General features: G+C 66.2%; 13 protein-coding genes. 5 read left to right on the top strand and 8 right to left on the bottom strand.

The window, feature by feature from the left end; genetic code table 11:
- Positions 1 to 195 precede the first annotated feature (195 nt).
- Positions 196 to 1,323 (bottom strand): NAD(P)-dependent alcohol dehydrogenase, encoded by a 1,128-nt coding sequence (locus AB4Y98_RS20615; RefSeq protein ID WP_363731517.1) that lies wholly within the window; start codon positions 1,321 to 1,323, stop codon positions 196 to 198.
- A gap of 17 nt (positions 1,324 to 1,340) precedes the next feature.
- On the bottom strand, positions 1,341 to 2,807 hold the full coding sequence (locus AB4Y98_RS20610; RefSeq protein ID WP_363731514.1) for a benzaldehyde dehydrogenase: 1,467 nt from the start codon (positions 2,805 to 2,807) through the stop codon (positions 1,341 to 1,343).
- 195 nt (positions 2,808 to 3,002) lie between these two features.
- On the opposite strand from AB4Y98_RS20610, the gene AB4Y98_RS20605 reads away from it, so the two are divergent.
- Both AB4Y98_RS20605 and AB4Y98_RS20600 read left to right on the top strand, forming a co-directional pair.
- The gene (locus AB4Y98_RS20605; RefSeq protein WP_025877318.1) at positions 3,003 to 3,569 is read left to right on the top strand and encodes a DUF1415 domain-containing protein; all 567 of its coding nucleotides are present in this window, start codon (positions 3,003 to 3,005) and stop codon (positions 3,567 to 3,569) included.
- Positions 3,566 to 4,366, top strand: coding sequence for an SDR family oxidoreductase (locus AB4Y98_RS20600; protein ID WP_428703889.1), 801 nt, complete (start codon positions 3,566 to 3,568; stop codon positions 4,364 to 4,366). Before AB4Y98_RS20605 ends, AB4Y98_RS20600 begins: the two co-directional genes overlap by 4 nt.
- A 74-nt stretch (positions 4,367 to 4,440) precedes the next feature.
- Here the strand turns inward: AB4Y98_RS20600 and AB4Y98_RS20595 are convergent, their stop codons facing one another.
- The gene (locus AB4Y98_RS20595) at positions 4,441 to 6,471 is read right to left on the bottom strand and encodes a M3 family metallopeptidase (RefSeq protein ID WP_442245040.1); all 2,031 of its coding nucleotides are present in this window, start codon (positions 6,469 to 6,471) and stop codon (positions 4,441 to 4,443) included.
- A 170-nt stretch (positions 6,472 to 6,641) separates the two neighbouring features.
- Here AB4Y98_RS20595 and AB4Y98_RS20590 point away from each other — a divergent pair, with 170 nt between their 5' ends.
- Positions 6,642 to 7,046 (top strand): hypothetical protein, encoded by a 405-nt coding sequence (locus AB4Y98_RS20590; RefSeq protein ID WP_363731507.1) that lies wholly within the window; start codon positions 6,642 to 6,644, stop codon positions 7,044 to 7,046.
- Between the two features lie 61 nt (positions 7,047 to 7,107).
- On the opposite strand, the gene AB4Y98_RS20585 is transcribed toward AB4Y98_RS20590, so the two are convergent.
- Complete coding sequence (locus tag AB4Y98_RS20585; protein WP_025877326.1) at positions 7,108 to 8,220, bottom strand: PLP-dependent cysteine synthase family protein; 1,113 nt, start codon at positions 8,218 to 8,220, stop codon at positions 7,108 to 7,110.
- A 126-nt stretch (positions 8,221 to 8,346) separates the two neighbouring features.
- Between AB4Y98_RS20585 and gloA the strand changes: the two genes are divergently transcribed.
- The gene (gloA, locus tag AB4Y98_RS20580) at positions 8,347 to 8,865 is read left to right on the top strand and encodes a lactoylglutathione lyase (RefSeq protein WP_180165550.1); all 519 of its coding nucleotides are present in this window, start codon (positions 8,347 to 8,349) and stop codon (positions 8,863 to 8,865) included.
- A 125-nt stretch (positions 8,866 to 8,990) separates the two neighbouring features.
- Complete coding sequence (locus AB4Y98_RS20575) at positions 8,991 to 9,419, top strand: VOC family protein (protein WP_312786922.1); 429 nt, start codon at positions 8,991 to 8,993, stop codon at positions 9,417 to 9,419.
- A 92-nt stretch (positions 9,420 to 9,511) separates the two neighbouring features.
- Here AB4Y98_RS20575 and AB4Y98_RS20570 read toward each other — a convergent pair whose 3' ends face one another.
- From AB4Y98_RS20570 to AB4Y98_RS20555, 4 genes are all read right to left on the bottom strand, one after another.
- Positions 9,512 to 9,943 (bottom strand): CBS domain-containing protein, encoded by a 432-nt coding sequence (locus tag AB4Y98_RS20570; protein ID WP_180165548.1) that lies wholly within the window; start codon positions 9,941 to 9,943, stop codon positions 9,512 to 9,514.
- Between the two features lie 503 nt (positions 9,944 to 10,446).
- Complete coding sequence (locus tag AB4Y98_RS20565; RefSeq protein ID WP_442245039.1) at positions 10,447 to 10,908, bottom strand: DUF2846 domain-containing protein; 462 nt, start codon at positions 10,906 to 10,908, stop codon at positions 10,447 to 10,449.
- Between the two features lie 109 nt (positions 10,909 to 11,017).
- Positions 11,018 to 11,386 (bottom strand): hypothetical protein, encoded by a 369-nt coding sequence (locus AB4Y98_RS20560; protein WP_442245038.1) that lies wholly within the window; start codon positions 11,384 to 11,386, stop codon positions 11,018 to 11,020.
- A gap of 112 nt (positions 11,387 to 11,498) precedes the next feature.
- The coding region (locus AB4Y98_RS20555) for an SIS domain-containing protein (protein ID WP_442245023.1) at positions 11,499 to 11,858 on the bottom strand (360 nt) is incomplete at its 5' end.

Raw genomic sequence — 11,858 nt, 5'->3', positions numbered from 1 at the left:
GGTTGCGGGGGTGTCCGCGGCATGGATGCCGCGGCCAAGCCCCCAAGGACGGGTTTACGGCGTCCCCCGCAACCGGACCCACCCYGCCATCCCACGGAATACCCGCTTTTGACGTTGCCGTTGCCGTTGCCGTTGCCGTTGCCGTCGATTCGGCGGGTGCAGGGCGCAGCCCTGCAAACCCACCCCACCCTCACCTCACGCAGCGATCCGCAGAATCGGCTTCAGCGTGATGCCGAGCGTACTGTCCTCGGCCGCCTGGTTGATCTGCTCCAGCGGATAGAACTTCACCAGCCTGTCGAACGGGAAGCGCCCCTGCTGGTACAGCGTCACCAGCTGCGGAATGAACACCTGCGGCACGCTGTCGCCCTCGACAATGCCACGGATGCTGCGCCCACCCAGCAGCAGGTTGTTCACATCGAAACTGGCAGTGGTGCCCAGCTTCGGCGCACCGACCACGCCCATCATGCCAAGCCCGCCGAGCGCTTCGATGCCGGCCGACAGCACTTCCGGACGACCGGTCGATTCCAGCGCGAAATCGGCGCCACCACCGGTGATCGCGCGCACCGCCTCGATCACATCGGTCTCGCGACTGTTGACCACATGGGTGGCGCCCAGCTCCATGGCCAGCTGCAACCGCGAGGGCACCACGTCGATGGCGATGATGGTGGTGGCCCCGGCCACCTTGGCCGCCATCACCGCGCTCAGACCGACCGCACCGGCGCCATAGCTGGCGAAGCTGCTGCCCGATCGCACCTGCAGCGAGTTGAGCACCGCACCGGCACCGGTCTGGATGCCGCAGCCCAGCGGGCCGAGCAGCTCCAGCGGCGCATCGTCAGGCACCTTGATCGCATTGATCTCGCGCGCCAGCGCAAACGTGGCGAAGGACGACTGTGCAAAGAAGTGATCGTGCAGCGGTTGGCCCTGTGCATCGGTGATGGCGGTATGGCCGTGGCCATCATCACCACCGAAATTCAGCGCGAAGAAATCGCGGCAGTACGCACCGTGGCCACCACGACAGGGATTGCAGTGGCCGCATTGGCCGTAGGTCAGCACGACATGGTCGCCAGCCTTCAGCTCGCGCACGTTGGGGCCGACCGCTTCGACGATGCCCGCACCTTCATGACCCAGCACCGCCGGCAGCGGCACCGGATAGTACTGGTCGCGCACGATCAGATCGGTATGGCACAGGCCGGTCGCTACGATCTTCACCAGCACTTCGTCGTCCTGCGGGCCGCGCAGGCGCGCCTGCTCGATGACAAAGGGCTGTTCCTTGCTGCGCACCACCGCTGCGGTGATGTCACGCGCTTCATTGTTGCTGCTCATCGTTGCGTTCTCCTCGATCAGATGGGATAGGCCGGGGCTTCGCCCTTGACCGTCATCCATTGCCACTGGGTGAATTCCTCCACGTTGGACGGGCCGCCGATGCTGGTGCCGTTGCCGGACGCCCCTACCCCACCGAAGGGATTGATGACCTCGTCGTTCACGGTCTGGTCGTTGATGTGCAGCAGACCTGTACGCAGGCGCTCGCCCAGATTCAGCGCGCGGCCGACATTGCGGGAGACGATCGCCATCGAAAGGCCGTATTCGCTGTCATTGGCCAGGCGCACGGCTTCGTCGTCGTCATCGAACGGCACCACCACCGCTACCGGCGCGAAGATCTCTTCGTTGAACGCCGGATTGTCGGCGCTGACGTTGCCGAGCACGGTCGGTGCGAAGAACAGGTCCTGGTGGGTGCCGCCGGTTTCGAGGGAGGCACCTGCCTTCACCGCGTCGTCGACCACGCGCGCCGCATGGTCGCGTTGCGCGGCATTGATCAGTGGGCCCAGCGCAACGTCCTCACGTGCCGGATCACCCACCTTCAGCGACTTCGCCTTGGCCACCAGCTTCTGCAGGAACGCCTGATGGATGCTGCGCTGTACCAGCACACGGCCGGTGGCCATGCAGATCTGGCCCTGGTGCAGGTACACGCCCCAGGCGGTGTTGGCCACGGCCAGGTCGAGATCGGCATCGTCAAGGATGATCAGCGCGTTCTTGCCGCCCAGTTCCAGCGACACCTTTTTCAGGTGCTTGCCGGCGGCTTCGCCAACCTTGCGTCCGGCCGCCGTCGAGCCGGTGAACTGGATCATCGCCACATGCGGGTCGCTGGTCAGCGCGGCACCGGCGGCGCCATCGCCGGGCAACATCTGCAGCACACCCTGCGGAAGACCAGCCTGCTCGAACAGGCGTGCGATCACCACACCACCGCACACCGCCGTGCGCGGGTCGGGCTTGAGCACCACGGCGTTGCCGAGCGCGATGGCCGGCGCCACCGCGCGCATCGCCAGGTACAGCGGGAAATTGAACGGTGAGATCACCCCCACCACACCCAGCGGACGGCGCCGCGCCAGGTTCAGCCGCCCGGGCTCGGACGGCAGGATCTCACCCACGCTGCGCGAAGGCAGCGCGGCGGCCTCATGCAGCGCCTTGATGGTCACCTTGGCCTCGAAACCGGCCTTCAGGCGGGTGGAGCCACTTTCGCGGACCAGCCAGTCGACCAGCGTGTCTATGTTTTCTTCGGCCAGGCGTGCAGCCTTGCGCAGCACCTCGGCGCGCTGTTCGTACGGCGCCGCCGCCCATGCCTGTTGTGCCTGCGCCGCAGCGGCTGCAGAGCGCGCGACCTGCGCCGCGTCGGCCAGTCCGATTTCGCCAAGCGAGTGCCCGGTGGCGGGCTCGATCACCGGCTGGCGCTGTGCAGCGGCGCTCCATTGGCCATCGAAGAAGGCGCCTGACCAGAGTGCGTCCGGCAGCCATGGGGAAGATGCAGTCATGTGAAGTCCTCCTGTGTCGTGCCGCCATTGCACGCCGGGCCGGCAGTGTGGGCAATCGGCCATTGGCGTGATATCGGCAAGGGATTGAATCGATGGGAATTTCCAGCATCACCGTTGTCCAGTTCCTGCACAGTGAACGGCGCCCCTGCAGCGGCCCGCCTACAATGACCTCCCCCGCCAGCCGATGCGCCCGCCATGACCGACACCCCCCTGCCCACCGATGACCCGATCGCCGCCACCCGCCTGTGGCTGGAGCGCATCGTCATCGGCCTGAACCTGTGCCCGTTCGCCAAGGCGGTGTACGTGAAGGACCAGGTCCGCATCGTGCTGAGCGACGCGACCACACCCGAAGCCCTGGTGGAAGAACTGGCCGAAGAACTGGTGCTGCTGCGCGACACGCCGGCCGAGCAGATCGATACCACCCTGATCGTGCACCCGCAGGTGCTGACCGACTTCCTCGACTACAACGACTTCCTCGACAACGCCGATGCGGCGATCGAGGCGCTGGACCTGCAGGGCATCCTGCAGGTGGCCAGCTTCCATCCGGACTACCAGTTCGATGGCGTCGCCGCCGATGACGCCAGCAACTACACCAACCGCGCGCCCTACCCCACCCTGCACCTGCTGCGCGAAGACAGCGTGGCACGCGCAGTGGATGTCTACCCGGACCCGGACGTGATCGTCGAGCGCAACATCCAGACCTTGGACAGGATCGGTGTCGAGGGCTGGCACCGTCGCCTGCGCGGTGACGACCTGTCATGAGCACGGTGCCGCCGATTGCCACCTGGCCGACTGCGCCGCTGCACGGCAGGGTGGTGCTGGTCACCGGCGGTGCCAACGGCATCGGCCGCGGCATCGCCCAGGCGGTGCTCGGGGCCGGCGGCCGTGTGCTGATCGGCGATCTGGATGGAGAGGCGGGCCAGGCCTGCCTGGCCGAATGGCAGCGCGGCGATGATGCCGCGTTCCAGCGGCTGGACATCACCGACGAAAGCAGCGTGCGCGACTTCATCGCGATGGCCCTGCAACGCTTCGGCCGCATCGATGGCCTGGTCAACAATGCCGGCATCGCCGGGCCGCACGGCACCCTGCTGCAGGACATGGACTGGGAAGAATGGCAGCGCCGGCTGTCATCGCTGCATGGCGCGTTCCTGTGCAGCAAGCACGCATTGCCGGCGCTGTCGGCCGATGCAGGCGCGATCATCAACATCGCGTCGACGCGCGCCTGGCAGTCCGAGCCGCACAGCGAAGCCTACGCTGCGGCCAAGGGCGGGCTGGTGGCTTTCACCCATGCGCTGGCCATCAGTACGGGACCGGCGGTGCGGGTGAACAGCATCAGCCCCGGCTGGATCAGCACCGATGCCTGGCAGGCGCCGTCACGCCGGCACGTGCCGCAGTACTCGGCCACCGACCACGCCCAGCATCCGGTTGGCCGCGTCGGCGAACCCGAGGACATCGGCGCACTGGCGGTGTACCTGCTGTCCTCGTTGTCCGGCTTCAGCACCGGCCAGGACTTCATTGTCGACGGCGGCATGACCCGGAAGATGATCTACGCCGAATGAACCGCCTTCGGTAGTGCCGGCCGCTGGCCGGCATTCCGGTAGATCCACGCCATGCGTGGATGGCGATAGCGTGCTTACGCCATGCCCGAATGACGCAGCAGCGCGTCGATCTGCGGCGCACGGCCGCGGAAGGCCTTGAAGTTCTCGGCGGCCGGGCGACTGCCGCCGCGCGACAGCACCTCGTCGCGGAAACGCGCGCCGGTCGCGGCCAGCGCCTGCGGTGCTTCCTCGAACGCGGCGTAGGCATCGGCGCTCAATACTTCGGCCCACTTGTAGCTGTAGTAACCGGCGGCATAGCCACCGGCGAAGATATGGCTGAACTGGTGCGGGAAGCGATTCCAGCTCGGCGGATGGTTCACCGCCACTTCCGCACGCACCCGCTCAAGCAGTGCCAGCACGCTGTCCTGCGCCACCTCGAACTGGCTGTGCAGCAGCATGTCGAACAGACCGAATTCCAACTGGCGCACGGTGGCCATACCACTGTGGAAGTTGCGTGCGGCCAGCATGCGCTCGTACAGCGCGCGCGGCAGCGGCTCGCCGGTTTCCACATGCGCGGTCATGCCCTGCAGGTGCTCCCATTCCCAGCAGAAGTTCTCCATGAACTGGCTGGGCAGCTCCACCGCATCCCACTCCACGCCGTTGATGCCGGCCACGCCCAGTTCGCCGATGCGGGTCAGCAGCTGATGCAGGCCATGGCCCATTTCATGGAACAGCGTGGTCACTTCATTGTGGCTGAAGGTTGCCGGCTTGCCATCGGCACCACGGCCGAAGTTGCACACCAAGTACACCAGCGGCGTCTGTACGCTGCCATCGGCGCGCTCTCGGCGGTTGCGGCAGTCATCCATCCACGCGCCGCCGCGCTTGCCCTCGCGGGCGTACAGGTCCAGGTAGAACTGGCCCACCAGGTTGTCCTGCGCATCCACCAGGCGGAAGAAGCGCACGTCCTCATGCCAGACCGGCGCACTGTCTTCCTGCACCCGAAGGCCGTACAGCTGCTCGATCACCGAGAACAGGCCGCCGAGTACCTTCGGTTCGGTGAAGTACTGCTTCACTTCCTGCTCGGAGTAGCTGTAACGCGCCTGCTTCAGGCGGTCGGCGGCGAACGCCAGATCCCAGGCCTGCAGGCTGTCGATACCGAGGTGCTCGCGGGCGAACTGCTCCAGCTCGGCGCGGTCCTTGGCGGCGAACGGCTTGGCGCGCGCAGCCAGGTCACGCAGGAAGCCCAGCACTTCGGCGGGGTCGCTGGCCATCTTGGTGGCCACCGAATAGTCGGCGTAGGAATCAAAGCCCAGCAGCGCGGCCAACTCGGCACGCAGTGCAAGGATGCGATCGATGTTGCCGCCGTTGTCCAGTGCATCGTCGCCGAACTCGGAAGCGCGTTGCGCGCTGGCGCGGTACAGGATCTCGCGCAGGTCGCGGTCCTCGCCCCAGGTCTGCACCGGCAGGTAGCACGGCATCTGCAGGGTCAGCTTCCAGCCCGCCTTGCGGTCTTTTTCCGCAGCGGCGCGTGCAGCAGCCTTCACGTCGTCCGGCACGCCGGCCAGGCGCGCCAGGTCTTCGACGATCAGCGACCACGCATCGGTGGCGTCGAGCACGTTCTGCGAGAACTTCGCCGACAGCGCCGACAGCTCCTCCTTGATGGCGGAAAAACGCTGCTGCGCGTCCGCATCCAGTTCGGCACCGCCGAGGCGGAAATCACGCAGGGTGTTGTCCAGCACTTTGCGGCGCGCCTCGTCGAAACCAGCCGCTTCGGTGCTGGCCGCCAGGACCTGGTACTGGCGGTACAGCGCCAGGTTCTGGCCCAGCGCACTGGCAAAGCGGGTCACCCGCGGCAGGTTGCTGTTGTAGGCCTCACGCAGCTCCGGCGTGTTGACCACGCCCTGCAGGTGGCCCACCAGGCCCCAGGCACGCCAAAGGCGTTCGGTGGCATCGTCCAGCGGGGTGACGAAGGTCTGCCAGGTTACCGGCTGCACCTGCTCGGCAGCGCTGACCGCCGCTTCGGCCTGCGCCAGCAGCACGTCCAGCGCCGGCGCCACATGCTCGGGGCGGATCGCCTCGAAGCGCGGCAGGCCGGAAAAATCGAGCAGGGGGTTGGCAACGGTCACGGCAGGTCTCCAGGGTACGGGCCCGGCAGCGCGGGCAGCCAGATCGATATGGCGTTGGCCGGGTCGGCAGACAAGGGGCGGCGGGCCATTGTTCACGTCGGCCTTACGGCCGCCGGCTGAAGCTTGCGGCGCGGGGGAGACCGCAGCGGAACGTATCGAGGAGGCCCCACATGGAAGGTCTGGCTCCAGCTCCATCCGCAGTACGTTCACCGTCGCTGGCGCTGTCGGCCAGCCCGACTGAACTGGCCTGGATCGCCGCGCTGTGCGATGCGGGCGATGATGCGCCGCGCCACCTCCAGCAGTTGCAGGCACTGCAGCGCCAGGGCGGCAGGTTCAGCGACGAGCAGGAATGGTATCCGTTCGAAGTGATCGAGCGCGGTGCCAGCCAGGTGCGGCTGGGCCACGAGCGCGAGTTCGTCATCTGCGTGCTGCTGTGGCTGCAGGCCCTGGCCCAGGGCCGGACCAGCAGCCTGGACCCGCGCCTGCACCTGGACGACCGCGCCGTGGAGATCGAGGCCCTGCCCGACGCTCTGCGCGATGCGGTACTGGAGGCCTTCATGGCCGCAGGTTACTGAGCCTGCGTAGCGACGCGAGAAACACGGGGCGAGCATGGCTCGACCCTGCCAGAGCCCCGGCTTACAGCGCTTCCAGACTGCACCACGGCAATCCAGGCAGGCCCTGCCCGGCCACCGCCGCCGCTACCTGCGCGTCGGCAGCGTCCACATCGATTCCCTGCCGCACATACCAGGCCGGGTCGTAATAGCTGTGCGCGTAGCGATCGCCGCTGTCGCACAGGATGCTGACGATGCTGCCCTGGCGGCCGGCCTCGCGCATCCACTGCGCGGCCTGCAGCACGCCGATGAAATTGGTGCCGGTGGAGCCACCGACGCGGCGTCCCAGCTGGCGGCTGACGTGGCGCATCGCGGCCAGGCTCAAGGCGTCGGGTACCTTCACCATGGCATCGACACTGGTCGGGATGAAGCTGGACTCCACCCGCGGCCGGCCGATGCCTTCCACCCGCGAGCCGCCGTTGCAGGTCATGCCGCGCCACTCGTTGCCGCCGGCCAGGGCAGCCTGGTATCCATCGTAGAACACCGAGACTTCCGGGTCCGCGCACAGGATGCGGGTGTCATGCCGACGATAGCTGACGTAGCGCCCGAGCGTTGCTGCGGTACCGCCGGTGCCGGGGCTGCACACGATCCAGTCCGGAATCGGGCTGGGCTCCTCGGCCATCTGCTTGAAGATCGATTCAGCGATGTTGTTGTTGGCACGCCAGTCGGTGGCGCGCTCGGCATAGGTGAACTGGTCCATGAAGTGGCCGCCGGTTTCGCGGGCCAGCTTTTCCGAATCGCAGTTGAGGTCGCAGGCGCGCTCGACCAGATGGCAGCGGCCACCGTGGAACTCGATCGCCGCGATCTTCTCCGGCGAGGTCGTGGCCGGCATCACTGCGATGAATGGCAGGCCGAGCAGGCGCGCGAAGTAGGCCTCGGAAACGGCGGTGGAGCCGCTGGAGGCCTCGATCACCGGCCGCCCTTCACGCAGCCAGCCGTTGGCCAGCGCATACAGGAACAGCGAACGCGCCAGCCGGTGCTTGAGGCTGCCGGTGGGATGGCTCGATTCATCCTTCAGGTACACCTCGATGCCCTCGAACCCGGGCAGCGCCAGCGGGATCAGGTGGGTATCGGCGGAACGGTTGAAATCGGCTTCGATCTTGCGGATGGCGGCGGCCACCCATTCACGCTGCGACATGGCGGGCAATGGTCATCAGGACGGAACGGTGCGATCCGGCCATTGTACGTCGCGGTGCCGTCAGCTGCCGGCCCGTAGAATGACACCCATCCGGCCGGCAACGGCCCTGTCTGAAGGACCTCCCCCATGACCATTCCCGCCCTGCGCGATGTCCCCGGCGTCGCCGCCCAGGCCCCGGCCGAGACCACCGGCTTCGTCTTCAACCACACCATGCTGCGGGTCAAGGACGCCACCGCCTCGCTGGACTTCTACACCCGCGTGCTGGGCTACCAGCTGATCGACAAGCGCGACTTCGCCGAAGCCCAGTTCAGCCTGTACTTCCTGGCCTACGTTCCGGCCGGCGCCACGGTGCCGGAAGATGACAACACCCGCCGCCTGTGGATGGCCGGCCTGCCGGGCGTGCTGGAACTGACCCACAACCATGGCACCGAGAACCAGGACGGCGCGGTCTACCATGACGGCAACAGCGACCCGCGCGGCTTCGGCCACATCTGCGTGTCGGTGCCGGACATCGAAGCGGCCTGCCAGCGCTTCGAAGCCCTGGGCGTCACCTTCCAGAAGCGCCTGACCGACGGCCGCATGAAGAACCTCGCCTTCATCAAGGACCCGGACGGCTACTGGGTCGAGATCATCTCCAACGCCTGACCCAGAAAGGGGCACAATTCCGGTAGCGCCGGGCCATGCCCGGCGGCCTTGAGCAGGCCGCGCTGCGCGCTCACCGGGCACGGCCCGGCGCTACCGACTCCGCCCCCCTTTTTAGCGAGGTTCGTATGGAAACGATGGAACTGCACCGTGGCCGCCTGATCGACCACATCCAGCTGGTCGTGCGCGATCTGGCCGCCAGCCGCCGCTTCTATCAGGCGGTGTTCGACACGATCGGCATCCCGGTGGCCGGTGAAGGCGATGACTACTTCTGGGCCGACGAACTGTTCATTTCCAGCGCCAGCAGCGAGGCCGCCGCCGGCCAGTTGACCGGCCGCCACCACCTGGCGTTCCAGGCCCGCGATACCGCCACCGTCGATGCTTTCCACAGCGCTGCGCTGGCTGCTGGCGGCAAGGACAACGGCGCGCCCGGCGAGCGCCATTACCATCCCGGCTACTACGGCGCCTTCGTGCTCGATCCAGATGGCAACAACATCGAGGTCGTCTACCACGGCCCGGCGAACTACAGCGCCGACTCGGTCAAGGTCAGTTTCTGATTCCTGCGCTACGCGCTCGCCGGGCATGGCCCGGCGTTACCAACGAAGAAGCCGGGCAATGCCCGGCTTCGTCTCATCGCACTGCGCAGGCCTCAGTGGGCCGCCATGTAGATGTCCTGCAGCACGGCCTTTTCCAGCTCCAGTTCGCCCAGCAGGTTCTTCACGATGTCACCCAGGCTGAGGATGCCGACCAGCTGGTTGCCATCGGTGACCATCAGGTGGCGACGACGCGAGTAGGTCATCAGGGACATGGCCTGCTTCAACGTGGCGTCCGGCGCGATGCCTTCCAGGCCGGTGGACGGCAGGCTGGAAATCACCCGTCGGCCAGCCTGCGGGCCATCATCGGCCAGGCTGCGGACGATGTCCTTTTCGGAAATGATGCCGACCGGGGCATCATCCTTCATCACTACCAGTGCAGCGATCCTGTTCGCGCTCATCTTGTGCGCGGCGGCACCGATCGTGTCTTCCGTGTCGATGGTGATGACAGCTTCTTTCTTGGATTGCAGGAGCTCGCGGACGTTCATTCTTGTTTCCTGGTGCAGGTCACTCAAGTCAAAAAAGTGTGCTCTGCCGATTCGCCCCCTCCCCGGGAACAGACCCTTCAGCGCACGTCTGGCGCACTTTGCCGGATCTGGCATTTCGCCAGCAGGCGGGCTAGGTGCTGCAACGCGAACGAGGCGGATTCAACGGCTCAACCCGGATCTCGGTCAACTTGATTCTACGACTGCGTCCATCGGTCACTAGCGGCATCGATGGGACAGTACGTCGTAGGAACCTTCGACACTTCCGAGAATCGCACCCGGCCTGAAACCGGCGCTGAATGCAGTGGGTGCCCCGCCCTCAAGTTCGCACGGGGATGGCCGACGCCGGTTCAACCGCCCGACCCTGCAAAGTCAGGCGGTCAGACCCGGCCCGTCGCGGGAGGTACCGATGCCAGAACCCGTAGCGCGCCGACAACACCGGTGCGTAGCATGCGCTGCGGCATGTACGGATGCGCCGGTTCACCACCGGCGCATCCTGCCCGATGCTATCGGGAGCATTGCCCCTTCTGGGCCAGCTTCAACTGCGCCACCTGGCGCCGCCCCTCCGCCTCTGGAACGACAGTGAGTTTGGCGCCACCAACGAACACCCCCATCTTGATGGTCTGCTCGATGAAGTAGTTCTTTCCCGCCTCGACAAGCAGCTTGATGTCATTGGGCGAGAACTCCGATTCCGTCGAGATCGCATGTTCCTGGTTGCCGGACAACAGGGTGTAGAAGAACACCTTGTTCGCGGTCTCACCCAGGCATTCGCCATCGATCCAGAGATCCTTCTTCAGTGCCTGGCCGACAAAACTGTTGCGATAGATATAGACACCTGCCTTGCCTTCCTCCGGCACCGGGAAGGTCTTGGCCAGCTCCATCTGACCCTTGTCCGCTGCCGGGACACTCGCACACGCAGACAACATCGCAACTGCCGTTGCCAGTGCAACCACCTGCCACTTCTTCATCTACCGCCCCCCTGATATGCGCGTCGATGCGCGCGGATTGAATCTTCCATGGACCGTCCCGGGAGAGGCGCATGCGGCCTCGCACGGACGTGTCATCGCATAGCGGTCTTCACCACTGCGGGTGATAGGCATCCCTGTACTCGGATTCAGCCATGCCTGAATTGACGAAGCGCCGCATGTCCGCCCCCGCTACGCATTGCGCGTATTCCAGTGCCGCCTCGATGCTGGCGAACGACGCCCCCTGTGCCTCGTCCGGATCGGGCGCAACGCTGGGAAAGCTGTAGATGTCCAGATACTGCGGAGTACCCACGTCGGCGACCTCGTGCAGGGTTACTACCCACCCCCCTTCCCGTTCGCGATCGATGACCAGGAAGCGGATGACCCGCCAGTCGGCATCGCGGCGAGCCGGCAGCAACTGCTCGACACTGCGACCATTGCGCAGGTTGGCCACCACATCGAACGCGTCAAGGTGGCGCATGCATCCTCCGTGATGCGGCAGGCCCAGTGGCCGCATCGTGCCACACGGAAACGAAAAAGGGTGGCCGCGATGGGCCACCCTTGCATGCATCACCCGCCAGCCATGTCCGGCCTTACTCCACCGTCACGCTCTTGGCCAGGTTGCGCGGCTTGTCCACGTCGGTGCCGCGTGCCAGCGCGGTGTGGTACGCCAGCAGCTGCACCGGGATGGTGTGCACCACCGGGCTGAGCACGCCGGCATGGCGCGGGGTGCGGATCACGTGCACGCCTTCGGACTCGTTGAAGTTGCTGTCCTGGTCGGCGAACACGAACAGCTCGCCGCCACGCGCGCGCACTTCCTGCATGTTGGATTTGACCTTCTCCAGCAGGCTGTCGTTGGGTGCGATCACCACCACCGGCATGTCCTCGTCCACCAGCGCCAGCGGCCCGTGCTTGAGCTCGCCGGCCGGGTAGGCCTCGGCGTGGATGTACGA

The organism is Stenotrophomonas sp. 2YAF26, assembly GCF_052114625.1.
In the GTDB taxonomy this organism is placed as follows: Bacteria; Pseudomonadota; Gammaproteobacteria; order Xanthomonadales; family Xanthomonadaceae; genus Stenotrophomonas; species Stenotrophomonas indicatrix.
This window is presented reverse-complemented; position numbering and strand designations above follow the sequence as displayed.